Raw genomic sequence first — 26,950 nt, 5'->3', positions numbered from 1 at the left:
GCAGCGGAAGGGTCAGTTCTCCTCGTGGGCGACCGCGCGGCGCGCGTCCGCGTCGAGGACGCCCCAGCTGATCAGCTGCTCGGTGAGGACCGAGGGGGACTGGTCGTAGATGACGGCCAGGGTGCGCAGGTCGTCCTGGCGGATCGACAGCACCTTGCCGTTGTAGTCGCCGCGCTGCGACTGGATCGTCGCCGCGTAGCGCTGGAGCGGGCCGGCCTTCTCCTGGGGGACGTGCGCGAGGCGCTCCAGGTCCAGGACCAGCTTCGGCGGCGGCTCGGCGGCCCCGCCCGGGGTCGTGCCCGGCAGGAGCTCCTGCACCGGCACCCCGTAGAAGTCGGCGAGCTCGGCGAGACGCTGCACGGTCACCGCGCGGTCACCACGCTCGTACGAGCCGACCACGACGGCCTTCCAGCGGCCCTGGGACTTCTCCTCCACCCCGTGGAGGGAAAGACCCTGCTGGGTGCGGATGGCACGGAGTTTGGCCCCGAGCTGCTTTGCGTATTCGCTGGACATAACGCTCCCGGACGCTGTGACGACATGCGGCTGCGCCGCGCGGCTGGTAACTCACTGTGAGGTTACGCAGCGTTACGCTCGCCCGTCAAGCCGAAAGGTCCGTACCGCCCCCTCCCGGGGGACGCCGCCCGGGGTGGCGGCGGGGGCGTCGGAGGCGCGACCGCACCCCCCTGGTAGAGTTGGCCGCGCAAATCCGACGTCCTTTAAGAGCCGTCCCGTGAGGCGGAGAAGGAGGTCCGTTTCCCATGGACACTCAGCAGCACAGCGGTGACGCCCGGCCCGTACTCGAGGCCCCGGACATCGCGCGGGTCCTGACCCGCATCGCCCACGAGATCGTCGAGCGCGCCAAGGGCGCCGACGACGTGGTTCTCCTCGGCATTCCGACCCGCGGTGTCTTCCTCGCCCGCCGGCTCGCCGAGAAGCTCGAATCGATCACCGGCACCAAGATCCCGGTCGGTTCCCTCGACATCACCATGTACCGGGACGACCTGCGGCTGAAGCCGGCCCGCGCCCTCGGCCGCACCGAGATCCCCGGTGACGGCATCGACGGCCGCCTCGTCGTCCTCGTCGACGACGTCCTCTTCTCCGGCCGCACCATCCGCGCCGCCCTCGACGCCCTCGGCGACATCGGCCGGCCGCGCGCCGTCCAGCTCGCGGTCCTCGTCGACCGCGGCCACCGCGAACTTCCGATCCGCGCCGACTACGTCGGCAAGAACCTCCCCACGTCGCTGCGGGAGACGGTCAAGGTCCAGCTCGCCGAGGAAGACGGTCGCGACACCGTCCTGCTCGGTTCCCAGACCTCCTCCTAGCCGGACCGGCTTCCCCGCGGGGCCACGGGGGCACACCCCTGCGCGCCCGCATGCCCCCATGCCTCCCCACCACGGAGAGAAAACCCGATGATGCGTCACCTCATCTCGGCCGCCGACCTCACCCGCGACGACGCCGTCCTGATCCTCGACACCGCCGAGGAGATGGCCCGGGTGGCCGACCGGCCCATCAGGAAGCTGCCGGCGCTGCGCGGCCGGACCATCTGCAACCTGTTCTTCGAGGACTCCACCCGGACCCGGATCTCCTTCGAGGCCGCCGAGAAGCGCCTCTCCGCCGACGTGATCAACTTCGCGGCCAAGGGCTCCAGCGTCTCCAAGGGCGAGTCCCTCAAGGACACCGCTCAGACCCTGGAGGCCATGGGCGTCGACGCGGTCGTCATCCGGCACGGCGCCTCCGGCGCCCCGTACCGCCTCGCCACCTCCGGCTGGATCGACGCGCCCGTCATCAACGCCGGCGACGGCACCCACCAGCACCCCACCCAGGCCCTCCTGGACGCCTTCACCATGCGCCGCCGCCTGGTCGGCCGCGACGCGGGCCTCGGCAAGGACCTGAACGGCCGCCGCATCACGATCGTCGGCGACGTCCTGCACAGCCGGGTCGCCCGCTCCAACGTCGACCTGCTGCACACCCTCGGCGCCGAGGTCACCCTGGTGGCCCCGCCGACCCTCGTCCCCGTCGGCGTCGAGACCTGGCCCTGCGAGATCTCGTACGACCTCGACAGGGTGCTGCCGAAGTCCGACGCGGTGATGATGCTGCGTGTGCAGCGCGAGCGGATGAACGCCGCCTTCTTCCCCACCGAGCGCGAGTACTCGCGCCGGTACGGGCTCGACGGCGACCGGATGGCGAGGATGCCCGAGCACGCCATCGTCATGCACCCCGGCCCCATGGTCCGCGGCATGGAGATCACCGCCGAGGTCGCCGACTCCGACCGCTGCACGGTGATCGAGCAGGTCGCCAACGGCGTCTCGATCCGCATGGCGGTCCTCTACCTGCTTCTGGGCGGCAACGACTCCGCCGTCACCCACACCCGCACCGAGGAGAACAAGTAACCATGAGCAAGATCCTTATCCGCGGTGCACAGGTGCTGGGCGGCGAGGTCCTGGACGTCCTGATCGACGGCGAGACCATCGCCGAGGTCGGCACCGGCCTGTCCGCCGACGGCGCGACGGTCATCGAGGCCGCGGGCCAGATCCTCCTCCCCGGCCTCGTCGACCTCCACACCCACCTGCGCGAGCCCGGCCGCGAGGACTCCGAGACCGTCCTCACCGGCACCCGCGCCGCCGCCTCCGGCGGCTACACGGCCGTCTTCGCCATGGCCAACACCCACCCGGTCGCCGACACCGCCGGCGTCGTCGAGCAGGTCTACCGGCTCGGCAAGGAGTCCGGCTACTGCGACGTGCAGCCCATCGGCGCCGTCACCGTCGGCCTGGAGGGCAAGAAGCTCGCCGAGCTCGGCGCCATGCACGACTCCGCCGCCGGCGTCACCGTCTTCTCCGACGACGGCAAGTGCGTCGACGACGCCGTGATCATGCGCCGCGCCCTGGAGTACGTGAAGGCCTTCGACGGCGTCGTCGCCCAGCACGCCCAGGAGCCCCGCCTCACCGAGGGCGCCCAGATGAACGAGGGCATCGTCTCCGCCGAGCTCGGCCTCGGCGGCTGGCCGGCCGTCGCCGAGGAGTCGATCATCGCGCGCGACGTCCTCCTCGCCGAGCACGTCGGCTCCCGCGTCCACATCTGCCACCTCTCCACCGCCGGCTCCGTCGAGATCGTCCGCTGGGCCAAGTCCCGCGGCATCGACGTCACCGCCGAGGTCACCCCGCACCACCTCCTCCTCACGGACGAGCTGGTCCGCTCGTACAACCCCGTCTACAAGGTCAACCCGCCGCTGCGCACCGAGAAGGACGTCCTGGCGCTGCGCGAGGCGCTGGCCGACGGCACGATCGACATCGTCGCCACCGACCACGCCCCGCACCCGCACGAGGACAAGGACTGCGAGTGGGCGGCCGCCGCCATGGGCATGGTCGGCCTGGAGACGGCCCTCTCCGTCGTCCAGCAGACGATGGTCGAGACCGGCCTCCTCGACTGGGCCGGCGTCGCCGACCGGATGTCCTTCGCCCCGGCCCGCATCGGACGGGCCAAGGGCCACGGACGACCCGTCTCGGCTGGTGAGCCCGCGAACCTGACGCTGGTCGATCCGGCTTACCGTGGTGTCGTGGACCCCGCGGACTTCGCCTCCCGCAGCCGCAACACCCCCTACGAGGGCCGTGAGCTGCCGGGACGCGTCACCCACACCCTCCTGCGGGGCCGGGCAACGGTCGTGGACGGGAAGCTGGCGTGACACCACTCATCGCAATCGCCGCACAGGCAGCGGAACCGAAGTCGGCGGAGGTGACCGACTGGGCCGGACGGATCGGCTGGGTCGCCGGACTGCTGCTCTTCATCACCCTCGTCTACTGGCTGATGCGCCAGGGGTGGAAGTGGCGCGGCAGCCTCCAGTCGGACCTGCCCGAGCTGCCCGCCGCGCCGGAGGCTCCCGGTGAGGCGAAACTGACTCTGAGCGGGCGCTACCACGGGTCCACGACCGCCGGGCAGTGGCTCGACCGGATCGTCGCCCACGGCCTCGGCACCCGCAGCCGCGTCGAGCTCACGCTCACCGACGCCGGAATCGCGGTCGTACGCCCCGGGGCGAACGACTACTTCATCCCGACGGACGCCCTGCGCGAGGCCCGCCTCGACAAGGGCATCGCCGGCAAGGTCCTCGCCGAGGGCGGCCTGCTGATCGTCACCTGGGCCCACGGCGAGAAGCTGCTCGACTCCGGCTTCCGCTCCGACCGGGCGGCCGAGCACACCGCCTGGGTCGAGGCCATCAACTCCATGATCAACACGACGGAAGGCATCGCACGATGACGACCTCCACCCGGGGAACCAGCAAGGTTCCCGCCGTACTCGTCCTGGAGGACGGCCGCATCTTCCGCGGCCGCGCCTACGGGGCCGTGGGGGAGACCTTCGGCGAGGCCGTGTTCTCCACCGGCATGACCGGCTACCAGGAGACCCTCACCGACCCGTCGTACCACCGCCAGGTCGTCGTCATGACGGCCCCGCACGTCGGCAACACCGGCGTCAACGACGAGGACCCCGAGTCCGGCCGCATCTGGGTCTCCGGCTACGTCGTCCGCGACCCCGCCCGCGTCTCCTCCAACTGGCGCGCCCGGCGCTCGCTGGACGAGGAGCTGGAGCGCCAGGGCGTCGTCGGCATCTCCGGCATCGACACCCGCGCCCTCACCCGCCACCTGCGCGAGCGCGGCGCCATGCGCGTCGGCATCTTCTCCGGCGAGGCCTGGAACGGCGTCCGCGACGAGGCCCTCCTCGCGAAGGTCCAGGAGCAGCCCCAGATGAAGGGCGCGAACCTCTCCGCCGAGGTCGCCACCAAGGAGACGTACGTCGTCCCCGCGATCGGTACGAAGAAGTTCACCGTCGCCGCCGTCGACCTCGGCATCAAGGGCATGACCCCGCACCGGATGGCCGAGCGCGGCATCGAGGTCCACGTGCTGCCGGCCACGGCCACCGCCGAGGACATCTACGCGGTGAACCCGGACGGCGTCTTCTTCTCCAACGGCCCGGGCGACCCGGCCACCGCCGACGGCCCCGTCGCCGTCATGCAGGCGGTCCTGGAGCGCAAGACCCCGCTCTTCGGCATCTGCTTCGGCAACCAGATCCTCGGGCGCGCCCTCGGCTTCGGCACCTACAAGCTGAAGTACGGCCACCGCGGCATCAACCAGCCGGTCCAGGACCGCACCACGGGCAAGGTCGAGATCACCGCGCACAACCACGGCTTCGCCGTCGACGCGCCCCTCGACAAGGTCTCCGACACCCCCTTCGGGCGTGCCGAGGTCTCCCACGTGTGCCTGAACGACCAGGTCGTCGAAGGCCTCCAGCTGCTCGACCAGCCGGCCTTCTCCGTCCAGTACCACCCCGAGGCGGCCGCGGGCCCGCACGACGCCGCGTACCTCTTCGACCGTTTCGTATCCCTGATGGAGGCCGAGCGTGCCTAAGCGCACCGATATCCAGTCCGTCCTGGTCATCGGCTCCGGCCCGATCGTCATCGGACAGGCCGCCGAGTTCGACTACTCCGGCACCCAGGCCTGCCGCATCCTCAAGGCCGAGGGCCTGCGGGTGATCCTGGTCAACTCCAACCCGGCCACGATCATGACCGACCCGGAGATCGCCGACGCGACCTACGTCGAGCCGATCACCCCCGAGTTCGTCGAGAAGATCATCGCCAAGGAGCGCCCCGACGCCCTCCTGCCCACCCTCGGCGGTCAGACCGCGCTCAACACCGCGATCTCCATGCACGAGCAGGGCGTCCTGGAGAAGTACGGCGTCGAGCTCATCGGCGCCAACGTCGAGGCCATCAACAAGGGCGAGGACCGCGACCTCTTCAAGGGCGTCGTCGAGGCCGTCAAGGCCAAGATCGGGTACGGCGAGTCCGCCCGCTCGGTCATCTGCCACTCGATGGACGACGTCATCGCGGGCGTCGACACGCTCGGCGGCTACCCCGTCGTCGTCCGCCCCTCCTTCACCATGGGCGGCGCCGGCTCCGGCTTCGCCCACGACGAGGACGAGCTGCGCCGCATCGCCGGCCAGGGCCTCACGCTCTCCCCGACCACCGAGGTGCTCCTGGAGGAGTCCATCCTCGGCTGGAAGGAGTACGAGCTGGAGCTGATGCGCGACAAGAACGACAACGTCGTGGTCGTCTGCTCCATCGAGAACTTCGACCCGATGGGCGTCCACACCGGTGACTCGATCACCGTCGCCCCGGCGATGACGCTCACCGACCGCGAGTACCAGCGGCTGCGCGACATCGGCATCGCGATCATCCGCGAGGTCGGCGTCGACACCGGCGGCTGCAACATCCAGTTCGCGATCGACCCGGTCGACGGCCGGATCATCGTCATCGAGATGAACCCGCGCGTCTCCCGCTCCTCGGCGCTCGCCTCCAAGGCCACCGGCTTCCCGATCGCCAAGATCGCGGCCCGGCTCGCCGTCGGCTACACGCTGGACGAGATCCCGAACGACATCACGGAGAAGACCCCGGCGTCCTTCGAGCCCTCGCTCGACTACGTCGTCGTCAAGGCCCCGCGCTTCGCCTTCGAGAAGTTCCCCCAGGCCGACTCCACCCTCACCACGACCATGAAGTCGGTCGGCGAGGCCATGGCCATCGGCCGCAACTTCACCGAGGCCCTCCAGAAGGCCCTGCGCTCCCTGGAGAAGAAGGGCTCGCAGTTCACCTTCGTCGGCGAGCCCGGCGACAAGGCCCTCCTCCTGGAGGAGTCGGTCCGCCCGACCGACGGCCGCATCAACACCGTGATGCAGGCGATCCGCGCCGGCGCCACCCCGGAGGAGGTCTTCGACGCCACGAAGATCGACCCGTGGTTCGTCGACCAGCTCTTCCTGATCAAGGAGATCGCCGACGAGCTGGCCGCCGCCGAGAAGCTCCACCCGGAGATCCTCGCCGAGGCCAAGCGCCACGGCTTCTCCGACGCCCAGATCGCCGAGATCCGCGGCCTGCGCGAGGACGTCGTCCGCGAGGTCCGCCACGCCCTCGGCGTCCGCCCGGTCTACAAGACGGTCGACACCTGCGCCGCCGAGTTCGCCGCCAAGACCCCGTACTTCTACTCCTCGTACGACGAGGAGAGCGAGGTCGCGCCGCGCACCAAGCCCGCGGTGATCATCCTGGGCTCCGGCCCGAACCGCATCGGCCAGGGCATCGAGTTCGACTACTCCTGCGTCCACGCCTCCTTCGCGCTCAGCGACGCCGGCTACGAGACCGTGATGGTCAACTGCAACCCGGAGACCGTCTCGACGGACTACGACACCTCCGACCGCCTGTACTTCGAGCCGCTGACGCTGGAAGACGTGCTGGAGATCGTCCACGCCGAGACCCTCGCCGGCCCCGTCGCCGGTGTCGTCGTCCAGCTCGGCGGCCAGACCCCGCTGGGCCTGTCGCAGGCGCTCAAGGACAACGGCGTCCCGGTCGTCGGCACCCCGCCGGAGGCCATCCACGCCGCCGAGGACCGCGGCGCCTTCGGCCGGGTCCTCGCCGAGGCCGGCCTCCCCGCCCCCAAGCACGGCACCGCGACCACCTTCGCCGGCGCCAAGGCCATCGCCGACGAGATCGGCTACCCCGTCCTCGTACGCCCGTCGTACGTGCTCGGCGGCCGCGGCATGGAGATCGTCTACGACGAGACCCGCCTGGAGTCGTACATCGCCGAGTCCACCGAGATCAGCCCCACCCGGCCGGTCCTGGTCGACCGCTTCCTCGACGACGCCATCGAGATCGACGTCGACGCCCTCTACGACGGCGAGGAGCTCTACCTCGGCGGCGTCATGGAGCACATCGAGGAGGCCGGCATCCACTCCGGCGACTCGGCGTGCGCCCTGCCCCCGATCACCCTCGGTGGCTTCGACATCAAGCGCCTGCGCATCTCCACCGAGGCGATCGCCAAGGGCGTCGGCGTCCGCGGACTGATCAACATCCAGTTCGCCATGGCCGGTGACATCCTGTACGTGCTGGAGGCCAACCCCCGCGCCTCCCGGACCGTCCCCTTCACCTCGAAGGCGACCGCCGTCCCGCTCGCGAAGGCCGCCGCCCGCATCTCGCTCGGCGCCACCATCGCCGAGCTGCGCGCCGAGGGCCTGCTGCCGAAGAACGGCGACGGCGGCACCCTGCCGATCGACGCGCCGATCTCCGTCAAGGAGGCCGTCATGCCGTGGTCGCGCTTCCGCGACATCCACGGCCGCGGCGTCGACACCGTCCTCGGCCCGGAGATGCGCTCCACCGGCGAGGTCATGGGCATCGACGCGGTCTTCGGCACGGCGTACGCCAAGTCGCAGGCCGGCGCCTACGGCCCGCTGCCCACCAAGGGCCGCGCGTTCATCTCCGTCGCCAACCGCGACAAGCGCTCGATGATCTTCCCGGCGCGCGAGCTCGTCGCCCACGGCTTCGAGCTGCTCGCCACCTCCGGCACCGCCGAGGTCCTCAAGCGCAACGGCATCAACGCCACCGTCGTGCGCAAGCTCAGCGAGGGCGAGGGCCCGAACGGCGAGAAGACCATCGTCCAGCTGATCCACGACGGCCAGGTCGACCTGATCGTCAACACGCCGTACGGCACCGGCGGCCGCCTCGACGGCTACGAGATCCGTACGGCAGCGGTGGCGCGCAGCGTCCCGTGCCTCACCACGGTCCAGGCGCTCGCCGCGGCCGTCCAGGGCATCGACGCGCTCAACCACGGCGACGTCGGCGTCCGCTCGCTCCAGGAACACGCGGAGCATCTGACCGCGGCCCGCGACTAGCAGCCCGTACGAAGCAGGGGGGACACCGGAGACACCGCGGTGTCCCCCTCTTCATGAGCACACCTGGACCGGATTCACATGTACAAGTTCTTCTTCGACCTCGTCTTCAAGCGCATGGACCCCGAGAAGGCCCACTACCTGGCCTTCCGCTGGATCCGTACGGCCGCGCGCGTCCCCGTCCTCCGGACCTTCGTCGCAGCCGTCCTCGCGCCCCGCTACAAGGAGCTGCGCACCGAGGCCCTCGGCCTGCGGATGCACGGCCCCTTCGGTCTCGCCGCCGGCTTCGACAAGAACGCCGTCGCCATCGACGGCATGGCGATGCTCGGCTTCGACCACGTCGAGATCGGCACGGTCACCGGCGAGGCCCAGCCCGGTAACCCCAAGAAGCGCCTCTTCCGGCTGGTCCCGGACCGCGCCCTGATCAACCGCATGGGCTTCAACAACGAGGGCTCCGCCGCCGTCGCCGACCGCCTCCACGCGCGCGTGCCGGTCTTCAAGACGGTCGTCGGCGTCAACATCGGCAAGACCAAGGTCGTCCCGGAGGCCGAGGCCGCCGCCGACTACGTGAAGTCCACCGAGCGCCTCGCCGCGCACGCCGACTACCTGGTCGTGAACGTCTCCTCGCCGAACACCCCCGGGCTGCGCAACCTCCAGGCCACCGAGTCCCTCCGCCCGCTGCTCACGGCGGTACGGGAAGCGGCCGACCGCGCGGTCACGGACCGCCGCGTCCCCCTCCTCGTCAAGATCGCCCCCGACCTCGCCGACGAGGACGTCGACGCGGTCGCCGACCTCGCCCTGGAGCTCGGCCTCGACGGCATCATCGCCACCAACACCACCATCGCGCGCGAGGGCCTCGGCCTGACGTCCGACCCCGCGCTGGTCAAGGAGACCGGCGGCCTGTCCGGGGCGCCCGTCAAGGAGCGCTCCCTCGCGGTCCTCAGGCGCCTCCACGCGCGCGTGGGGGACCGGATCGTCCTCGTGGGCGTCGGCGGCATCGAGAACGCCGAGGACGCCTGGCAGCGCATCCTCGCCGGCGCCACCCTGATCCAGGGCTACAGCGCCTTCATCTACGAGGGCCCGTTCTACGCCCGCGCGATCCACAAGGGCCTCGCCGCGCGCCTCGCCGCCTCTCCGTACGCCACCCTCGCCGAGGCCGTCGGCGCCGGCTCCGACTCCCGAAAGGCCGCCAAGTGACCCTCTCGTTCGGTACCCGTCTGCGCTCCGCCATGGACGAGCGCGGCCCGCTCTGCGTCGGCATCGACCCGCACGCCGCCCTGCTCGACTCCTGGGGCCTGACCGACGACATCACCGGTCTGGAGCGCTTCACCTTCACGGTCGTCGAGGCGCTCGCCGGCACCGTCGCCGTCTTCAAGCCGCAGGCCGCCTTCTTCGAGCGCTTCGGCTCGCGCGGCATCGCCGTCCTGGAGCGCGCCGTCGCCGACGTGCGCGCCGCGGGCGGCCTGGTCGTCATGGACGCCAAGCGCGGCGACATCGGCTCCACGATGGCCGCGTACGCCGAGGCCTTCCTGCGCAAGGACTCCCCGCTCTTCTCCGACGCGCTGACGGTCTCCCCGTACCTCGGCTACGGCTCGCTGAAGCCGGCCGTCGACCTGGCCCGGGAGTCCGGCGCCGGTCTGTTCGTCCTGGCGCTCACCTCGAACCCGGAGGGCGCGGAGGTCCAGCGGGCCGTGCGCGAGGACGGCCGCACGGTCGGCGCGACCATGCTGGCGCACCTCGCCGAGGAGAACGCGGGGGAGACCCCCATGGGCTCCTTCGGCGCGGTCGTCGGCGCCACGCTCGGCGACCTGTCCACCTTCGACCTGGACATCAACGGTCCGCTCCTGGCCCCCGGCATCGGCGCCCAGGGCGCGACCCCGGCGGACCTCCCCGCGGTCTTCGGCGCCGCGGTCCGCAACGTCGTCCCGAACGTCAGTCGGGGTGTTCTCCGTCACGGTCCCGACGTGTCCGCCCTGCGGTCCTCGGCGGACCGGTACGCGGACGAGATCCGCGCGGCCGTCGGCGCGTAAGCGCGTTCTCGGCGGGCTCGCGGTCAATCCGCAGGTCGGAGCGGATCGGCCCGGTGAATCGGTCGCGGATCGGCCCGGTGAGAGGAACCGTCTCACCGGCCGTCTCGCTACTTGACGAAAACTTGGCTCAAAACCGGGTCGTTATGCCGGAAAAGTCCTGGTCGGTCGATGCTGACCAGGACTTTTCCGCTGTTCTCGCTGACTGGAGCGGCCTCGGCCGCTAGTCTCCGGGGCAGAGCAGGCGTTCAACGGCCACTCCGTTGCACGTTGCTCCACTGGTGTGGGGCGCTGGGTTCCTCACCGGTCCGTATCCGTTAGATCGACATCCGAGGTGACGTAGGCGTGGCTCTTCCGCCCCTTACCCCTGAACAGCGCTCAGCCGCGCTCGAAAAGGCCGCCGCGGCTCGCCGGGAGCGGGCCGAGGTCAAGAATCGACTCAAGCACTCCGGCGCCTCGCTCCACGAGGTCATCAAGACCGGGCAGGAGAACGACGTCATCGGCAAGATGAAGGTCTCCGCTCTGCTCGAGTCGCTGCCCGGCGTCGGCAAGGTCCGCGCCAAGCAGATCATGGAGCGCCTCGGCATCTCCGAGAGCCGCCGTGTCCGTGGTCTCGGCTCCAACCAGATCGCCTCCCTGGAGCGCGAGTTCGGCAGCACCGGCGCCTGATCCGGGACGCGCGTCCCGGGCACACCGGTAAAGCTGGAATAATCGCTGCATGGCAGCAGAGGTACGTCCGCGGCTGACCGTGCTCTCCGGCCCCTCAGGGGTCGGCAAGAGCACGGTCGTCGCTCATATGCGCAAGGTCCACCCCGAGGTCTGGCTCTCGGTGTCGGCCACGACACGAAAGCCCCGCCCCGGCGAGAAGCACGGCGTCCACTATTTCTTCGTCACGGACGACGAGTTCGACAAGCTGATCGCCAATGGTGAACTCCTCGAATGGGCCGAGTTCGCGGGCAACCGCTACGGCACCCCGCGTGGCGCGGTCCTCGACCGCCTCGACTCCGGGGAGCCCGTCCTCCTGGAGATCGACCTCCAGGGCGCCCGTCAGGTCAAGGACTCGATGCCCGAGTCCCAGCTGGTCTTCCTGGCCCCGCCGAGCTGGGAGGAGCTGGTCCGCCGGCTCACCGGCCGCGGCACCGAGTCGCCCGAGGTCATCGAGCGCCGACTGGCCGCCGCGAAGATCGAGCTGGCCGCCGAATCGGAGTTCGACACCACGCTCGTCAACACCTCAGTCGAGGACGTCGCCCGCGAGCTGCTAACGTTGATGCTGCTGTCTTCCGGGGACCCGGACATCAGCGGCTGATTGCCGCAGGGATCCCGCACTCCACAGCATTCGTCTGATCTTTTTTCCATTCTTCGGAAGGTAGAGCGTGTCCTCTTCCATGACTGCGCCCGAGGGCATCATCAACCCGCCGATCGACGAGCTGCTCGAGGCAACCGACTCGAAGTACAGCCTCGTGATCTACGCGGCCAAGCGCGCGCGTCAGATCAACGCGTACTACTCCCAGCTCGGCGAGGGCCTGCTGGAGTACGTGGGTCCGCTCGTCGACACCCACGTCCACGAGAAGCCGCTCTCGATCGCCCTGCGGGAGATCAACGCGGGTCTGCTGACCTCCGAGGCCATCGAGGGCCCGGCTCAGTAAGCACGTAACGCTTGTCACCGAAGGCCCGGCGGAACAACCGCCGGGCCTTTGGTGTCTCATGGAGTCGTACGCATCCGAGTGCGGGGAGTGGCAGTGGCAGTGGTGACGAAGCCGAAGGTCGTTCTGGGGGTCAGCGGCGGCATCGCCGCCTACAAGGCGTGCGAGCTGCTGCGCCGGCTCACCGAGTCGGGCCACGACGTACGGGTCGTGCCCACCGACTCCGCCCTCCACTTCGTCGGCGCGGCGACCTGGTCCGCGCTCTCCGGGCACCCCGTCTCCACCGAGGTGTGGGAGTCGGTCCACGAGGTGCCGCACGTACGGATCGGCCAGGGCGCCGACCTCGTCGTCGTCGCCCCCGCCACCGCCGACATGCTCGCCAAGGCCGCCCACGGCCTCGCCGACGACCTCCTCACCAACACGCTGCTCACCGCGCGCTGTCCCGTCGTCTTCGCCCCCGCCATGCACACCGAGATGTGGGAGCACCCGGCGACCCAGGAGAATGTGGCCACCCTGCGCCGCCGCGGCGCCGTCGTCATCGAGCCCGCCGTCGGCCGGCTCACCGGCGTCGACACCGGCAAGGGCCGGCTGCCGGACCCCGCCGAGATCTTCGAGGTCTGCCGGAGGATCCTGGCGCGCGGCGCCGCCGCCCCCGATCTCGCCGGACGCCACGTCGTGGTCAGCGCGGGCGGCACGCGGGAGCCGCTCGACCCCGTCCGCTACCTGGGCAACCGCTCCTCCGGCAAGCAGGGGTACGCCCTCGCCAAGGCCGCCGCCGCACGCGGGGCCCGGGTCACGCTCGTCGAGGCCAATACCGGCATCCCCGACCCCGCCGGGGTCGACGTGGTCCACGTCGGCACCGCCCTCCAGCTCCGCGAGGCCGTCCTCAAGGCGGCGGGCGACGCCGACGCCGTGGTGATGGCCGCCGCTGTGGCCGATTTCCGGCCGGCCGTCTACGCCTCCGGGAAGATCAAGAAGAAGGACGACGGGGGAGCGCCGACCGTCGAACTCGTCCGCAACCCCGACATCCTCGCCGAGCTCTCCGCCGACCGCGCCCTGCCGGGGCAGGTCGTCGTCGGCTTCGCCGCCGAGACCGACGACGTCCTCGCCAACGGGCGCGAGAAGCTCCGCCGCAAGGGCTGCGACCTGCTCGTCGTCAACGAGGTGGGGGAGCGCAAGACCTTCGGCTCCGAGGAGAACGAGGCCGTCGTGCTCGCGGCGGACGGCGCCGAGACCCCCGTGCCGTACGGGCCGAAGGAAGCGCTCGCCGAGACGGTCTGGGACCTGGTCCTGCCGCTCCTGCGCCCCGCTCCGCGCCCCGCGACCTGACGGACCCACGCCCGGCCCCGGACGCACGCGATCTTGGCGCGATGTCACCCTGCGGAGGCGTTCCGCAGGGTGGGAAACGCCGACGCGCGAGTGATTCCCGAGTGATTTACGCCCCACGGGAAGAGGCGCCTCCGCCGGGCAGGAGGCCGGTTCCGGTCACGCCCGACCATTCACCAGGCGAGACACCTGGTCCATTGCCCGACCGCGACCGATAGACTGTTCGTGGAACGTCGCGGGGCGCAGCCCCCTGCCGGTCCGTCACGAGTAGCCAGCAGCCGCTGCAACCCCAGGGAGCGTTGTGTCCCGTCGTCTGTTCACCTCGGAGTCCGTCACCGAGGGTCACCCCGACAAGATCGCTGACCAGATCAGCGACACCATCCTCGACGCACTGCTGCGAGAGGACCCCACCTCGCGCGTCGCGGTCGAGACGCTGATCACCACCGGCCTGGTGCACGTCGCCGGCGAGGTGACCACGAAGGCCTGGGCGGACATCCCCACCCTCGTCCGGAACAAGATCCTCGAGATCGGGTACGACTCCTCGAAGAAGGGCTTCGACGGCGCCTCCTGCGGCGTGTCGGTGTCCATCGGGTCGCAGTCCCCGGACATCGCGCAGGGTGTCGACACCGCGTACGAGAAGCGGGTCGAGGGCGACGAGGACGAGCTCGACAAGCAGGGTGCCGGCGACCAGGGCCTGATGTTCGGCTACGCCTCGGACGAGACCCCCGAGCTGATGCCGCTGCCGATCCACATCGCGCACCGCCTCTCGCGCCGCCTCACCGAGGTCCGCAAGAACGGGACCATCCCGTACCTGCGCCCCGACGGCAAGACCCAGGTCACCATCGAGTACGACGGCGACAAGGCCGTCCGCCTCGACACGGTCGTGGTCTCCTCGCAGCACGCCTCGGACATCGACCTGGAGTCGCTGCTCGCCCCCGACATCCGCGAGTTCGTCGTCGAGCACGTGCTCGCGCAGCTCGTCGAGGACGGCATCAAGCTCGACACCGACGGCTACCGCCTGCTGGTCAACCCGACCGGGCGCTTCGAGATCGGCGGCCCGATGGGCGACGCTGGCCTCACCGGCCGCAAGATCATCATCGACACGTACGGCGGCATGGCCCGCCACGGCGGCGGTGCCTTCTCCGGCAAGGACCCGTCGAAGGTCGACCGCTCGGCCGCCTACGCCATGCGCTGGGTCGCGAAGAACGTCGTCGCCGCCGGTCTCGCCTCGCGCTGCGAGGTCCAGGTCGCGTACGCGATCGGCAAGGCCGAGCCCGTCGGTCTCTTCGTCGAGACCTTCGGCACGAACACCGTCGACACCGAGAAGATCGAGAACGCCATCGGCGAGGTCTTCGACCTCCGCCCGGCCGCGATCATCCGCGACCTCGACCTGCTCCGCCCGATCTACTCGCAGACCGCCGCCTACGGCCACTTCGGCCGCGAGCTGCCGGACTTCACCTGGGAGCGCACCGACCGCGTGGACGCCCTGAAGAAGGCCGCGGGGCTGTAATTCTCGGCTGTACCTGACGGAAGCCCGGTACCCCTTGGGGGTGCCGGGCTTCCGTCTGCCCGACTGTCGGTGCCGTCTGGTAGGTATGGGGCTGTGAGCAGCGAGAAGGAGAATTCCGGCGGGCCCGAGCAGCTCGCGCTCATTCGGGAGACCGTGCGGAAGGCGAACGTACCGAAGGCCAAGCCGCGGACCTGGCGAGGGGCCGCGCTGGCCAAGGAGCTGCCCGTCGCCCGGGTCGTCGTGAACAAGGGGTCGCTCCACCTCGACCAGTTCTTCGACTACGCGGTCCCCGAGGAGCTGGACGACGTCGCCCGGCCCGGCGTGCGCGTCCGCGTGCGGTTCGGGGCGGGCGCCCACCAGGTGAGGAACGGGCGCCGCGAGGGCGGACGGCTGATCGACGGCTTCCTCGTCGAGCGGCGGGCCACCTCCGACTACTCCGGCCCCCTCGCTGCCCTCGCCGACGTCGTCTCGCCCGAGCCGGTGCTCGGCCCCGAGCTGCTCGGCCTCGCCCGGGCCGTCGCCGACCGCTACGCGGGCAGCCTCGCCGACGTGCTCCAGCTCGCCGTGCCGCCGCGCAGCGCCCGTGCCGAGGGCCGGACCTCCCCGGAACCCCTGCCGCCGCCGCAGGCCCCCGAGCCGGGGAGCTGGACCCGGTACGAGCAGGGGCCCGCCTTCCTCGACTCCCTCGCGCGCGGCGGCGCGCCCCGGGCCGTGTGGAACGCGCTCCCGGGACCGCACTGGGCCGAGGAGATCGCCCGGGCCGTCGCCGCGACCCTGGCCTCCGGCCGGGGTGCCCTCGTCGTCGTACCCGACGGCCGGGCGGCCGGGCGGGTCGACGCGGCGCTGACCGAGGTCCTGGGGCCGGGGCGGCACGCGCTGCTCACCGCCGACGCGGGCCCCGAGAAGCGGTACGGGCAGTGGCTCGCCGTCCGGCGCGGCTCCGTGCGGGCCGTCGTCGGCACCCGGGCCGCGATGTTCGCCCCCGTGCGGGACCTCGGGCTCGCCGTCATCTGGGACGACGGCGACGGCAGCCACAGCGAGCCGCACGCCCCACAGCCACACGCGCGCGAGGTGCTGCTGCTGCGCGCCGCCCACGACCGGTGCGCCTTCCTCCTCGGCAGCACGAGCTGCACCGTCGAGGCCGCCCAGCTGGTGGAGTCCGGCTGGGCCAAGGCCCTCGTCGCCGGACGCGAGCAGGTCCGCAGGGCCGCCCCCCTGATCCGGACCGTGGGCGACGGCGAGCTGGCCCGCGACGAGGCCGCGCGCGCCGCCCGGCTGCCCTCGCTGGCCTGGCAGGCCGTACGGGAAGGGCTGAAGACCGGGCCGGTGCTCGTCCAGGTGCCCCGGCGCGGATACGTACCGAGGCTGGCCTGCGAGCGCTGCCGGACGCCCGCCCGCTGCCGCCACTGCGCCGGGCCCCTGGAGGCCCCGGAGCAGCAGGAGCTGCGCTGCGGCTGGTGCGGACTCGGCGCGCCCGACTGGCACTGCGTGGAGTGCGGCTCGAACCGGCTGCGGGCCCAGGTGGTCGGCGCGCGGCGCACGGCGGAGGAGCTGGGCCGGGCGTTCCCCGCGGTGCCGGTACGGACCTCGGGGCGCGACCACATCCTGGACACCGTGCCCGGGCGCCCCGCGCTCGTCGTCTCGACCCCCGGCGCCGAACCCGTCGCCGAGGGCGGCTACGCGGCCGCGCTCCTGCTCGACGGCTGGGCCATGCTCGGCCGGCCGGACCTGCGCGCGGGCGAGGAGGCGCTGCGCCGCTGGATCGACGCGGCCTCCCTCGTACGGGGCCAGGCCGAGGGCGGCACGGTGGTCGTGGTCGCCGAGCCGACGCTCCGGCCGGTCCAGGCGCTCGTCCGCTGGGACCCGGTCGGGCACGCCCAGCGGGAGCTGGCCGAGCGGGCCGAGCTGGGCTTCCCGCCGGTCTCCCGCATGGCGGCGGTGTCCGGTCCGGCGGAGGCGGTCGAGGGGTTCCTGGCGGCGGCCGGGCTGCCCGGCGACGCGGAGGTCCTCGGTCCGGTGCCGCTGCCGGTGGTCCGCCCCGGCGGGCCGCGCCGCCCCGGCGATCCGCCCCCGGGCGAGCAGTGGGAGCGGGCCCTGGTCCGCGTACCGCCGGGCAGCGGGGCGGCCCTGGCGGCGTCCCTCAAGCAGGCCAGGGCGACCGGGCTCGCGCGCGGCGGAGGCGAACCGGTGCGGATCCGCGTGGACCCGCCGGACATCGGCTGACGGCAGACGTACGGCCGGCGGCCGATGGCAGGCGTACGCGTGAGCAGTCGACGGCGGGCTTACGCGCCGGCAGCCGTTGGCAGGCCTGTGCGCTGCCGGCCGACACGCGAGACGGCCGCCGGTCCCCGGAGGGGCGGCGGCCGTCGGCGCGGGTCGGGTCAGCCGTTGCGCGGGCCGGGGAAGGCCGACGGGCGCGGCTCCTCGCGGAGGGTGGCACTGCCCGAGGTGGGCTGCGGCGGCATCGAGCGGGCGGCGGGCACCGAGGGAAGCGTGCGGGTCACCCCCGGCTCCGTGGTGTGGTCCTGCTCCACGGCGACGCCCGGCTGGGGCGCGCGCCGGGCACCGTAGCGGCGGTGGACGGCCTGCTTGGTGACGCCGAGCGCGGAACCCACCGCGTCCCACGAGAAGCCGAGCGAGCGGTCGAAGTCGACCGCCGCGGTCACCAGGGTCTCGACGCTGTCCCGCAGTTCCTGGGCGAGGCGTACGGTCGGGGCGGGCGCGCGCCCGTAGACGACGAAGCCCGTCGACGGGCCGGAGCGGCGGGGGCGGTAGACATTGCCCAGCTGGGCCGTGAGCGTGCGCAGTGCGTCCACCTGCCGCCGGACCCGCTCGATGTCCCGCACCAACAGGTGCAGACTCGCCCGGGCTTGGGCGTCGTGGGCTGCGTGGTCGGCCATGTGAAAGCCTCTCGAACCGGCGTGTAAAGGGAGCGGGTCGCAGGGGGGAACGGCGACCCGATTCGGTCAATCTCTCTTGACCAACGCGCCACCGGGAGTTGGGTCACGCTGCGGGGGCGTACACGCATATGCGCGGGGCGCTCGTCCGTACGTACGCCCCCCGGCGACACGACCTAGACTGGTGCGTCGCTCGCAACACCCCCGGACAGACAGGCAGCCGCCACCCATGAAGCTCGTCTTCGCAGGCACCCCCGAGGTCGCCGTACCCGCCCTGGACGCCCTGCTCGCCTCCGGCCGGCACGAGGTGGCCGCCGTGGTCACCCGGCCGGACGCTCCGGCGGGGCGCGGCCGGCGGCTCGTCGCCAGTCCGGTGGCCCAGCGGGCCGAGGAGGCCGGGATCGAGGTCCTCAAGCCGGCCAGGCCCCGCGACGAGGACTTCCTGGCCCGGCTCCGGGAGATCGCCCCGGACTGCTGCCCGGTCGTCGCGTACGGCGCGCTGCTTCCCAAGGTCGCCCTCGACATCCCCGCGCGGGGCTGGGTCAACCTGCACTTCTCGCTGCTGCCCGCGTGGCGCGGCGCGGCGCCCGTGCAGCACTCCCTGATGGCGGGCGACCAGGTGACGGGCGCGTCCACCTTCCTCATCGAGGAGGGCCTCGACTCCGGCCCGGTCTACGGCGTCGTCACCGAGGACATCCGCCCGACCGACACCAGCGGCGACCTGCTGACCCGGCTCGCCTTCGCGGGTGCCGGACTGCTCGCCGCGACCATGGACGGCATCGAGGACGGCGCCCTCCAGGCCGTCCCGCAGCCCGTCGAGGGCATCACCCTCGCCCCGAAGATCCAGGTCGAGGACGCGCACGTGGACTTCGCGGCCCCCGCCCTGCGGGTCGACCGCGTGGTCCGCGGCTGCACCCCGGCCCCGGGCGCCTGGGCCCTCTTCCGTGGCGAGCGCCTCAAGCTGATCCAGGTCACCCCCCTCCCGGACCGCACCGACCTGGCCCCCGGCGAGCTCGTGGTCGGCAAGAACAACGTGTACGCGGGCACCGGCTCGTACGGCGTCGAGCTCCTCTGGGTCCAGCCGCAGGGCAAGAAGCCGATGAAGGCCGCCGACTGGGCCCGCGGCGTCCGCATCGCCCCCGGCGAGCGGCTGGGCGCGTAGCGCGGGGGCGTCCGGGGCGCGGCGGCGCCCCGGACACGAGCGGGGGCGCGGCGGACGTAGTCTTGGAGGGTTCGACCTCTTCATTTCGTCACGCGGAGCACTTTTGAGCGAGCAGGCAAGTCGCCGTCCCCACAAGCCCTACCGGAGGCCCCAGAAGGACCCCGTCCGGATGCTCGCCTTCGAGGCGCTGAGGGCGGTGGACGAGCGCGACGCCTACGCGAACCTGGTGCTCCCGCCGCTGCTCAAGAAGGCCCGCGAGAAGGACGACTTCGACGGGCGCGACGCGGCCCTCGCGACCGAACTCGTCTACGGGACGCTGCGGCGCCAGGGCACGTACGACGCGATCATCTCCGCCTGCATCGACCGGCCGCTGCGCGAGGTCGACCCGCCGGTGCTCGACGTGCTCGCGCTCGGCGCGCACCAGCTGCTCGGGACCCGGATCCCCACCCACGCCGCCGTCTCCGCCAGCGTCGAGCTGGCCCGGGTGGTCCTCGGCGACGGTCGGGCCAAGTTCGTGAACGCCGTGCTGCGGAAGATCTCGCAGCAGGACCTCGACGCCTGGGTGGCGCAGGTCGCCCCGCCGTACGACCAGGACGCCGAGGACCACCTCGCCGTCGTCCACTCGCACCCCCGCTGGGTCGTCTCGGCGCTCTGGGACGCCCTCGGCGGCGGCCGCGCCGGCATCGAGGACCTCCTGGAGGCCGACAACGAGCGTCCCGAGGTCACCCTCGTCGCCCGCCCCGGCCGCTCCACCACCGAGGAGCTCGCCGCGGCCACCGAGACGCTGCCGGGCCGCTGGTCCCCGTACGCCCTCCGGATGGCCGAGGGCGGCGAGCCCGGCGCCATCGAGGCGGTCAAGGACGGCAGGGCGGGCGTCCAGGACGAGGGCAGCCAGCTCGTCGCCCTCGCCCTCGCCAACGCGCCGCTCGAAGGCTCCGACGCCCGCTGGCTCGACGGCTGCGCGGGCCCCGGCGGCAAGGCCGCCCTGCTCGCCGCCGTCGCCTCCGAGCGCGGCGCCGCGCTGCTCGCCTCCGAGAAGCAGCCGCACCGCGCCCGCCTCGTCGAGCGCGCCCTCGCGGGCAACCCCGGCCCCTACCAGGTCATCGCCGCCGACGGCACCCGTCCGCCATGGCGCCCCGGCTCCTTCGACCGGGTCCTGATGGACGTGCCCTGCTCGGGTCTCGGCGCCCTGCGCCGCCGCCCCGAGGCCCGCTGGCGCCGGCGCCCCGAGGACCTGGACGGCTTCGCGCCGCTCCAGCGCGGGCTGCTCACGGAGGCGCTGCGGGCCGTGCGCGTCGGCGGGATCGTCGGGTACGCGACCTGCTCGCCGCACCTGGCCGAGACCCGCGTGGTCGTCGACGACGTCCTGAAGAAGGTCGGCGGCGCCGAGCTGATCGACGCCCGTCCGCTGCTGCCCGGCGTGCCGGCGCTCGGCGACGGCCCGGACATCCAGCTGTGGCCGCATCTGCACGGTACGGACGCCATGTACCTGGCGCTGCTGCGCCGAACGGCCTGACGGCGGGGCGCCCCGGGGTGTCCCGGGGCGCCCGCCCCTTCGATCACCTGACCGCATTCTCCCGGTCCGTCCCGGTCCAGGACTCGTCGCTTCGTACCGAAATTGGTCTGGACCGGATCCGAAACCGCTGAGCGGCAAAGAAGTACCCAAGAACGTGGGAGGCTTGGCACATGGCGCAGATCAACCCCAGCATCCTGTCCGCGGACTTCGCCCGGCTCGCCGAGGAGGCGAAGGCCGTCGAGGGCGCCGACTGGCTGCACGTCGACGTGATGGACAACCACTTCGTGCCCAACCTGACGCTGGGGGTGCCGATCGTCGAGTCGCTCGCCCGGGCCACGGGGACGCCCCTCGACTGCCACCTCATGATCGAGGACCCCGACCGCTGGGCGCCCCAGTACGTGGAGGCGGGCGCCGGGTCGGTGACCTTCCACGTGGAGGCCGCGGCCGCTCCCGTGCGGCTCGCGCGGGAGATCCGGGCCAAGGGTGCGCGGGCCTCGATGGCGCTCAAGCCGGCCACGCCGATCGAGCCGTACGAGGACCTGCTCCCCGAGCTCGACATGCTGCTGATCATGACGGTCGAGCCGGGCTTCGGCGGCCAGGCCTTCCTCGACATCATGCTGCCCAAGATCCGCCGCACCCGCGAGCTGATCTCCAAGCACGGTCTGGAGCTGTGGCTCCAGGTCGACGGCGGGGTCGCCGAGTCCACCATCGAGCGGTGCGCCGAGGCCGGCGCCGACGTGTTCGTCGCGGGCTCGGCGGTCTACGGCGCGGCCGACCCGGCGGCCGCCGTCGCCTCGCTGCGGGCCCGCGCCGAGGCCACGACGGCCTCCGCCGCGTGGGCGTGTGGCCACTGAGCCTCCGCCGGATGAACGCGGTCCGTCGGGCCGCCGACAGGACTGATCAAGGCCCGCCGGATCTGACAGGATGAACGGCGAGTCCAGAGTGTGAACGACAGCCGTATGCGAACAGCCGTATGCGAACAGCGGTACGTGAACAGCAGTGAGGAGATCGCGGTGGCCGGTATGTCGGCGGGACGGTCAGCCCTGCGGATGGGCCCCGCGGAGCTGGTGCAGGCGGCGGCCATGGCCCGCCGCTTCTACCTCGAGGGCAAGTCCAAGATCCAGATCGCCGAGGAGTTCGGCGTGAGCCGCTTCAAGGTGGCGCGGGTCCTGGAGACCGCCCTGGAGCGCGACCTCGTGCGCATCGAGATCCGCGTGCCGGCCGAGCTGGACGCCGAGCGCTCCGACGCGCTCCGCGCCCGCTACGGGCTCCGCCACGCCGTCGTCGTCGAATCCCCCGCGGAGGGCGAGGACGAGTCGCCCGACCCGGAGAACCTCGGCGAGGTCGCGGCCGACCTGCTCGGCGAGCTGGTCACCGAGGGAGACGTCCTGGGCCTCGCCTGGGGCCGCTCCACCATCCACATGGCGGCGGCGCTCGACCGGCTGCCGCCCTGTACGGTCGTGCAGCTCACCGGCGTGTACGACGCCGGGACCGCCGAGCGCGGCTCGGTCGAGGCGGTACGGCGTGCCGCCCAGGTCTCCGGCGGCGAGGCGCACCCGATCTACGCGCCCATGCTGCTGCCCGACCCGGCGACCGCGGCGGCGCTGCGCAGCCAGACCGGCATCGCGCGGGCCTTCGAGTACTTCGACAAGGTGACGGTCGCCTGCGTGTCCATCGGCTCCTGGGAGCCGGGCATCTCGACCGTGCACGACATGCTCTCCGACGCGGAGCGCGCCCACTACGCCTCGCTGGGCGTCGCCGCCGAGATGTCCGCGCACCTCTTCGACGCCGAGGGCCGCCGCGTCGGCCGCGACCTGGGCGAGCGGTGCATCACCGTCGAGGCGGACCGCCTGCGGCGCATCCCCGAGGTCGTGGCGATCGCCGGCGGGCAGCGCAAGGCGGCGGCCATCGGGGCGGTCCTCCGCTCCGGGCTCGTCACCAGCCTGGTGACGGACCGCGCCGCGGCCGACTACCTGCTGACCGAGTCCAGCCCCGGCACGCACCCGGCGCTCGACCGGACGGACCCCGACGGCAGCTAGGGCCTGTCCGGCGGGTCATGGCCGGGGTCGCTGATCCGCCGGACAGGCCCTGGCCGACACCCCGCGATCCCAGGGGCCGGAGCCATCCCGCAACGGTATGTTCGGGACATGTTGCTCCGGCCCCTTCGTGTGCTCCTCGCGCTCGTCCTGTGTGTCTTCCTGGCCGGGTGCTCCTCCGCGAGCGACACGGTCTCCATCGGGTCGACCGCCGCGGCCCCCGCGGGCACCGCGCCGGCCGCCGAGGCCACCGGGGCCTCGGGGCTGGCCACCGTACGAGCCGCCGACCTGCCGCCCGAGGCGCGCAGGACCCTCGACCTCATCGCGCGCGGCGGCCCCTACCCGTACGCCAAGGACGGCGCCGTCTTCTCGAACTTCGAGCGGATCCTGCCCCGTGAGGCCCGCGGCTACTACCGCGAGTACACCGTGAAGACCCCCGGCGAGCGCGACCGCGGGGCGCGCCGGATCGTCACCGGGCGGGGCGGCGAGATCTACTGGACCGACGACCACTACGAGACCTTCCGGGAGGTGCGCGGATGAGACTCGCCGACGCCGTCGTCCTCGACCTGGCCGGGGTCACGGACAAGGCCGCCCTCATGGACCGGTGCGCCGTGGTCCTGGAGCTGCCCGCGTGGTTCGGCCGGAACTGGGACGCCCTGGCCGACTGCCTCACCGATCTCCCCGAGCCCGTCGCGCTCGTCGTCACCGGCTGGCAGGGATACGCCACGGCGCGCCCCCACGAGTGGCGGACCGCTCAGGACGTCTTCGCCACAGCGGTCGACGAGCGCCCCACCCACCTCTCCGTCCTCCTCGCCCTGGGTGAAGGCTTCGTAGGATCCGACGAAGCACCTCCCGCAAGCCTCGGATGAATCGACCGGGGCTGGTATTCGTACTGGCGTGGGAGAATGAACTACGTGCTTTTTCCCCTGGCTGAAATGCCTAGGGGCCGATCCGAACGACTGGGATGTCAGCACGTGCGTTTCCTCAATGACGTCAAGCCGCCCTACGACCTGACGTACGACGATGTGTTCATGGTGCCGAGCCGCTCGGCCGTCGGTTCCCGCCAGGCGGTGGACCTCTCCTCGCCGGACGGAACCGGGACGACGATCCCGCTGGTCGTCGCCAACATGACCGCCATCGCCGGCCGTCGCATGGCCGAGACCGTCGCCCGGCGCGGCGGCCTGGTCGTCATCCCCCAGGACATCCCGATCGAGGTCGTCACCGACGTCATCTCGTGGGTCAAGAGCCGTCACCACGTGCTCGACACCCCGATCGTCCTGGAGCCCCACCAGACCGTCGCCGACGCGCTCTCCCTGCTGCCGAAGCGGGCCCACGGCGCCGGCGTCGTCGTCGACGAGCACCGCCGCCCGATCGGTGTCGTCACCGACGCCGACCTGTCCGGCGTGGACCGCTTCACCCAGCTGTCCGAGGTCATGTCGAAGGACCTGCTCCTCATCGACGCCGACATCGAGCCGCGCGAGGCGTTCAACACGCTGGACCAGGCCAACCGCCGCTACGCCCCGGCCGTCGACAAGGACGGCAAGCTGGTCGGCATCCTGACCCGCAAGGGCGCGCTCCGCGCGACCCTGTACACGCCGGCCACCGACGCCCAGGGCAAGCTGCGCATCGCCGCCGCCGTCGGCATCAACGGCGACTTCACCGGCAAGGCCAAGCAGCTCCTCGACGCAGGCGTGGACACGCTCGTCATCGACACGGCGCACGGCCACCAGGAGTCGATGATCGCCGCGATCAAGGCCGTCCGGGCGCTCGACCCGCAGGTCCCGATCGTCGCGGGCAACATCGTCGCCGCCGAGGGCGTCAAGGACCTCATCGAGGCGGGCGCCGACATCATCAAGGTCGGCGTCGGCCCCGGCGCCATGTGCACCACCCGCATGATGACCGGCGTCGGCCGGCCGCAGTTCTCCGCCGTCCTGGAGTGCGCCGCCGAGGCGAAGAAGTACGGCAAGCACGTCTGGGCCGACGGTGGCGTCCGGCACCCGCGCGACGTCGCCATGGCGCTCGCCGCCGGCGCGTCGAACGTCATGATCGGCTCCTGGTTCGCCGGGACGTACGAGTCCCCGGGCGACCTCCAGCAGGACGCCAACGGCCGGCTCTACAAGGAGTCGTTCGGCATGGCCTCCGCGCGCGCCGTCAAGAACCGCACGAGCGAGGAGTCCTCCTACGACCGCGCCCGCAAGGCGCTGTTCGAGGAGGGCATCTCCACCTCCCGCATGTTCCTCGACCCGAGCCGTCCGGGTGTCGAGGACCTGATCGACTCGATCATCGCGGGCGTCCGCTCCTCCTGCACTTACGCCGGTGCGGGCTCGCTCGCCGAGTTCGAGGAGAAGTCCGTGGTCGGCATCCAGTCCGCCGCCGGCTACGCCGAGGGCAAGCCGCTGCACGCCAGCTGGAGCTAGTACCTCTCGTTCGTCACGCCGTGGGCCCCCGGGAAAATCCTCCCGGGGGCCCACGGCGTTCCCGTACCGTCGGCGCATGGAGATCAGGCCCTGCCGCGCCGCCGACGTGCCCCTGCTCGACCGTCACCTCCCCACCCCCGGGGCGCCGAGCCGGCACGCCGACCGGTTCGCGCGCCAGGAGACCGGGGCCGGGACGTACCTCGTCGCCTGGCGGGACGGTGTGCCGGTGGGCAACGGGCTGGTGCGCTGGGACGGTTGCGCCGCGCCCGAGGTACGGGCCGTTCTCGGCGACTGCCCCGAGCTCAACGGCCTGGACGTATGGCCCGCGGAGCTCCGCGGACAGGGCATCGGGACGGCCCTGATCCACGCGGCCGAGGAGCTGGTGCGGGAGCGCGGCGGGGCGGCGCTGGGCCTCGGCGTGGGCGATGACAACCCGCGGGCGGCGGCGCTGTACGCGCGGCTCGGCTACGAACCCGTCGTCACGTACACCGACCGGTGGACCCGGACGGACGAGGAGGGCCGCACGCACGCGCACGCGGACGGCGGCACGTTCGTGGTCAGGTCCCTGGGGGTACGGGGCGGCTGACCGGCAGGTGGGGGAGCAGGGCCTCCGCCACCGCCGCCGCGATCCGGGCGTGCCCCCGGTCGTTCGGGTGCAGCCCGTCCGCCAGGTGCTCGGGGCCGAGCAGGGAGCGCCCCGGGAGGACCAGGAGCCGTCGGTCGCCCTCGGCCGCCAGGTCGCGGCCCGCGCGCTCCATGGCCCTGCGGAGCTCCGTGAGGGTCGCTCCGAGGGCGTTGCGGGTGTGCTCGGCCTCCGGGCGCAGGACGGGCGAGACGATCAGCAGCGGGACGGCCGGATGGCCGCGGCGGACCAGGCCGACGAACGCCCGCACGGTCGCGTACAGCCAGTCGGCCGTCGCCGGCACCCGGGACCAGCAGTTGGTGCCGAAGGCGAGGGTGACCACCTCGCCCGGGAGCCGTGCGAGGTGCTCGGCCAGCGGGAGCTCGCCGCGCGCCCCGCCCGCGTACCCCAGATTGACCGGGTCGAGTCCGAGCAGCCGCCCCGCCGTGGCGGGCCAGGAGTGCGCGGGACGGGTCGCCCACCAGCCCTCGGTGATCGAGTCGCCGTGGACGAGCCAGCGGGGCCGGACCGGGGCGGGGGAGAGGCGGCCGCCGACGGCCCGCAGGGCGAGCGGGAGCGGTGACTGGCCCTCGGGGAGGTGGACGGTGAAGACACCGCCGCACGGGGGCAGCGGGAGGCTGACCGTGCCCTCCGGCGCCGGGACGGCGCAGGTCTCGCCCACGAGCCGCCGGCCCTGCCAGAGAGCGAAGCAGTGGCGCAGCGCGGCGAGCGGGTCGTCCGGCTCCGGGACGGCCGCCCGGTAGCGCAGCTCCACCGCGCGCGTCCCGGGCTCCGCAGTGAACTCGACCCGTACGCCGATGGGCAGCGCGGCCCTCTCCGCGATGTCCCACGGGAGCCGCTCCAGGTCGGCCGGGTCCGCCCGCACCGGCCGGTCCCCGTCGAGCCAGGCCGTGCCGCGCAGGAAGGGCGCCGGGGCGAGCCAGCCCACCGAGGTCTCCGATCGTGGGATTGCGGGGGGCTCGCAGCGTGGGTCATCGGGCACGAGGAGTCAAGGCACGTGCACGCGCGCGTGCGGAGCGTCGTCGGGGGACCCCAATGTGCCGATTCATGCAGGGGCGCGCAATGTTTCCCCGTCTGCGCCG

25 protein-coding genes are annotated in these 26,950 nt (G+C 72.4%); 22 read left to right on the top strand and 3 right to left on the bottom strand.

Translation table 11 applies throughout. The features are described from left to right. Positions 1-12 precede the first annotated feature (12 nt). On the bottom strand, positions 13-513 hold the full coding sequence (bldD, locus tag ACZ6K0_RS24360) for a transcriptional regulator BldD (RefSeq protein WP_015032294.1): 501 nt from the start codon (positions 511-513) through the stop codon (positions 13-15). Positions 514-758: 245 nt separating this feature from the next. Between bldD and pyrR the strand changes: the two genes are divergently transcribed. The 14 genes from pyrR to ACZ6K0_RS24290 all read left to right on the top strand — a co-directional run bounded on the left by pyrR (position 759) and on the right by ACZ6K0_RS24290 (position 17,420). Then, positions 759-1,322, top strand: a complete 564-nt coding sequence (gene pyrR, locus ACZ6K0_RS24355; protein WP_376410311.1) for a bifunctional pyr operon transcriptional regulator/uracil phosphoribosyltransferase PyrR — start codon at positions 759-761, stop codon at positions 1,320-1,322. 87 nt (positions 1,323-1,409) lie between these two features. Further along, entirely contained in the window at positions 1,410-2,390 is a 981-nt protein-coding gene (locus ACZ6K0_RS24350) for an aspartate carbamoyltransferase catalytic subunit (protein WP_469235583.1), read from the top strand. 2 nt (positions 2,391-2,392) lie between these two features. Then, positions 2,393-3,679: a dihydroorotase gene (locus tag ACZ6K0_RS24345; RefSeq protein ID WP_469235581.1), complete on the top strand. Its 1,287-nt coding sequence runs from the start codon at positions 2,393-2,395 to the stop codon at positions 3,677-3,679. Beyond that, positions 3,676-4,248 carry a PH-like domain-containing protein gene (locus ACZ6K0_RS24340; RefSeq protein ID WP_376410319.1) on the top strand — a complete coding sequence of 191 codons (573 nt, stop codon included), beginning with the start codon at positions 3,676-3,678 and terminating at the stop codon, positions 4,246-4,248. The genes ACZ6K0_RS24345 and ACZ6K0_RS24340 overlap by 4 nt, the downstream gene beginning before the upstream one ends. After that, positions 4,245-5,393: a glutamine-hydrolyzing carbamoyl-phosphate synthase small subunit gene (gene carA / locus ACZ6K0_RS24335; RefSeq protein WP_376410322.1), complete on the top strand. Its 1,149-nt coding sequence runs from the start codon at positions 4,245-4,247 to the stop codon at positions 5,391-5,393. The genes ACZ6K0_RS24340 and carA overlap by 4 nt, the downstream gene beginning before the upstream one ends. After that, complete coding sequence (gene carB / locus ACZ6K0_RS24330; RefSeq protein ID WP_469235579.1) at positions 5,386-8,694, top strand: carbamoyl-phosphate synthase large subunit; 3,309 nt, start codon at positions 5,386-5,388, stop codon at positions 8,692-8,694. Before carA ends, carB begins: the two co-directional genes overlap by 8 nt. A gap of 78 nt (positions 8,695-8,772) precedes the next feature. Next, entirely contained in the window at positions 8,773-9,888 is a 1,116-nt protein-coding gene (locus ACZ6K0_RS24325; protein WP_469235577.1) for a quinone-dependent dihydroorotate dehydrogenase, read from the top strand. Then, the gene (gene pyrF / locus ACZ6K0_RS24320; protein WP_376410330.1) at positions 9,885-10,721 is read left to right on the top strand and encodes an orotidine-5'-phosphate decarboxylase; all 837 of its coding nucleotides are present in this window, start codon (positions 9,885-9,887) and stop codon (positions 10,719-10,721) included. Before ACZ6K0_RS24325 ends, pyrF begins: the two co-directional genes overlap by 4 nt. A 342-nt stretch (positions 10,722-11,063) precedes the next feature. Continuing rightward, the gene (locus tag ACZ6K0_RS24315; protein WP_376410334.1) at positions 11,064-11,387 is read left to right on the top strand and encodes an integration host factor; all 324 of its coding nucleotides are present in this window, start codon (positions 11,064-11,066) and stop codon (positions 11,385-11,387) included. 49 nt (positions 11,388-11,436) lie between these two features. Then, positions 11,437-12,024, top strand: a complete 588-nt coding sequence (gene gmk, locus ACZ6K0_RS24310; protein ID WP_376410337.1) for a guanylate kinase — start codon at positions 11,437-11,439, stop codon at positions 12,022-12,024. A gap of 67 nt (positions 12,025-12,091) precedes the next feature. Beyond that, complete coding sequence (gene rpoZ, locus ACZ6K0_RS24305) at positions 12,092-12,364, top strand: DNA-directed RNA polymerase subunit omega (protein ID WP_017242218.1); 273 nt, start codon at positions 12,092-12,094, stop codon at positions 12,362-12,364. A gap of 102 nt (positions 12,365-12,466) precedes the next feature. Further along, entirely contained in the window at positions 12,467-13,690 is a 1,224-nt protein-coding gene (coaBC, locus tag ACZ6K0_RS24300) for a bifunctional phosphopantothenoylcysteine decarboxylase/phosphopantothenate--cysteine ligase CoaBC (RefSeq protein WP_376410561.1), read from the top strand. A 298-nt stretch (positions 13,691-13,988) separates the two neighbouring features. Further along, positions 13,989-15,197 carry a methionine adenosyltransferase gene (metK, locus tag ACZ6K0_RS24295; RefSeq protein WP_150272137.1) on the top strand — a complete coding sequence of 403 codons (1,209 nt, stop codon included), beginning with the start codon at positions 13,989-13,991 and terminating at the stop codon, positions 15,195-15,197. A gap of 93 nt (positions 15,198-15,290) precedes the next feature. Further along, complete coding sequence (locus tag ACZ6K0_RS24290; protein WP_469235573.1) at positions 15,291-17,420, top strand: primosomal protein N'; 2,130 nt, start codon at positions 15,291-15,293, stop codon at positions 17,418-17,420. 158 nt (positions 17,421-17,578) lie between these two features. Here the strand turns inward: ACZ6K0_RS24290 and ACZ6K0_RS24285 are convergent, their stop codons facing one another. After that, entirely contained in the window at positions 17,579-18,097 is a 519-nt protein-coding gene (locus ACZ6K0_RS24285; RefSeq protein WP_376410345.1) for a hypothetical protein, read from the bottom strand. 226 nt (positions 18,098-18,323) lie between these two features. Here ACZ6K0_RS24285 and fmt point away from each other — a divergent pair, with 226 nt between their 5' ends. The 8 genes from fmt to ACZ6K0_RS24245 all read left to right on the top strand — a co-directional run bounded on the left by fmt (position 18,324) and on the right by ACZ6K0_RS24245 (position 25,811). Then, positions 18,324-19,256, top strand: coding sequence for a methionyl-tRNA formyltransferase (fmt, locus tag ACZ6K0_RS24280; protein WP_469235571.1), 933 nt, complete (start codon positions 18,324-18,326; stop codon positions 19,254-19,256). 103 nt (positions 19,257-19,359) lie between these two features. Next, on the top strand, positions 19,360-20,772 hold the full coding sequence (locus ACZ6K0_RS24275; protein WP_376410350.1) for an RsmB/NOP family class I SAM-dependent RNA methyltransferase: 1,413 nt from the start codon (positions 19,360-19,362) through the stop codon (positions 20,770-20,772). Positions 20,773-20,942: 170 nt separating this feature from the next. Further along, positions 20,943-21,626: a ribulose-phosphate 3-epimerase gene (gene rpe / locus ACZ6K0_RS24270; protein ID WP_024760842.1), complete on the top strand. Its 684-nt coding sequence runs from the start codon at positions 20,943-20,945 to the stop codon at positions 21,624-21,626. A 168-nt stretch (positions 21,627-21,794) separates the two neighbouring features. After that, complete coding sequence (locus ACZ6K0_RS24265; RefSeq protein ID WP_024760841.1) at positions 21,795-22,811, top strand: sugar-binding transcriptional regulator; 1,017 nt, start codon at positions 21,795-21,797, stop codon at positions 22,809-22,811. 108 nt (positions 22,812-22,919) lie between these two features. Further along, entirely contained in the window at positions 22,920-23,348 is a 429-nt protein-coding gene (locus ACZ6K0_RS24260) for a guanyl-specific ribonuclease (protein ID WP_469235568.1), read from the top strand. Continuing rightward, positions 23,345-23,677, top strand: a complete 333-nt coding sequence (locus ACZ6K0_RS24255) for a barstar family protein (RefSeq protein ID WP_469235566.1) — start codon at positions 23,345-23,347, stop codon at positions 23,675-23,677. The genes ACZ6K0_RS24260 and ACZ6K0_RS24255 overlap by 4 nt, the downstream gene beginning before the upstream one ends. Before the next feature lie 105 nt (positions 23,678-23,782). Further along, on the top strand, positions 23,783-25,225 hold the full coding sequence (locus ACZ6K0_RS24250; RefSeq protein WP_376410358.1) for a GuaB1 family IMP dehydrogenase-related protein: 1,443 nt from the start codon (positions 23,783-23,785) through the stop codon (positions 25,223-25,225). 76 nt (positions 25,226-25,301) lie between these two features. After that, entirely contained in the window at positions 25,302-25,811 is a 510-nt protein-coding gene (locus tag ACZ6K0_RS24245) for a GNAT family N-acetyltransferase (protein WP_469235564.1), read from the top strand. Here the strand turns inward: ACZ6K0_RS24245 and ACZ6K0_RS24240 are convergent. Continuing rightward, positions 25,783-26,796 (bottom strand): GDSL-type esterase/lipase family protein, encoded by a 1,014-nt coding sequence (locus ACZ6K0_RS24240; RefSeq protein WP_469235561.1) that lies wholly within the window; start codon positions 26,794-26,796, stop codon positions 25,783-25,785. The genes ACZ6K0_RS24245 and ACZ6K0_RS24240 overlap by 29 nt on opposite strands. Between the last annotated feature and the right edge of the window lie 154 nt (positions 26,797-26,950).

The sequence above is a fragment of the Streptomyces sp. NPDC042346 genome (genome assembly GCF_055581845.1).
This window is presented reverse-complemented; position numbering and strand designations above follow the sequence as displayed.

Excerpts from the sequence above, each read along its gene's own strand:
- ACZ6K0_RS24345 (WP_469235581.1), top strand. The coding sequence starts at position 2,393 with ATGAGCAAGATCCTTATCCGCGGTGCACAGGTGCTGGGCGGCGAGGTC.
- ACZ6K0_RS24350 (WP_469235583.1), top strand. The coding sequence starts at position 1,410 with ATGATGCGTCACCTCATCTCGGCCGCCGACCTCACCCGCGACGACGCC.
- ACZ6K0_RS24245 (WP_469235564.1), top strand. The coding sequence starts at position 25,302 with ATGGAGATCAGGCCCTGCCGCGCCGCCGACGTGCCCCTGCTCGACCGT.
- rpe (WP_024760842.1), top strand. The coding sequence starts at position 20,943 with ATGGCGCAGATCAACCCCAGCATCCTGTCCGCGGACTTCGCCCGGCTC.
- ACZ6K0_RS24260 (WP_469235568.1), top strand. The coding sequence starts at position 22,920 with ATGTTGCTCCGGCCCCTTCGTGTGCTCCTCGCGCTCGTCCTGTGTGTC.
- ACZ6K0_RS24285 (WP_376410345.1), bottom strand. The coding sequence starts at position 18,097 with ATGGCCGACCACGCAGCCCACGACGCCCAAGCCCGGGCGAGTCTGCAC.
- ACZ6K0_RS24255 (WP_469235566.1), top strand. The coding sequence starts at position 23,345 with ATGAGACTCGCCGACGCCGTCGTCCTCGACCTGGCCGGGGTCACGGAC.
- ACZ6K0_RS24265 (WP_024760841.1), top strand. The coding sequence starts at position 21,795 with ATGTCGGCGGGACGGTCAGCCCTGCGGATGGGCCCCGCGGAGCTGGTG.
- pyrR (WP_376410311.1), top strand. The coding sequence starts at position 759 with ATGGACACTCAGCAGCACAGCGGTGACGCCCGGCCCGTACTCGAGGCC.
- gmk (WP_376410337.1), top strand. The coding sequence starts at position 11,437 with ATGGCAGCAGAGGTACGTCCGCGGCTGACCGTGCTCTCCGGCCCCTCA.
- fmt (WP_469235571.1), top strand. The coding sequence starts at position 18,324 with ATGAAGCTCGTCTTCGCAGGCACCCCCGAGGTCGCCGTACCCGCCCTG.
- carA (WP_376410322.1), top strand. The coding sequence starts at position 4,245 with ATGACGACCTCCACCCGGGGAACCAGCAAGGTTCCCGCCGTACTCGTC.
- bldD (WP_015032294.1), bottom strand. The coding sequence starts at position 513 with ATGTCCAGCGAATACGCAAAGCAGCTCGGGGCCAAACTCCGTGCCATC.
- ACZ6K0_RS24325 (WP_469235577.1), top strand. The coding sequence starts at position 8,773 with ATGTACAAGTTCTTCTTCGACCTCGTCTTCAAGCGCATGGACCCCGAG.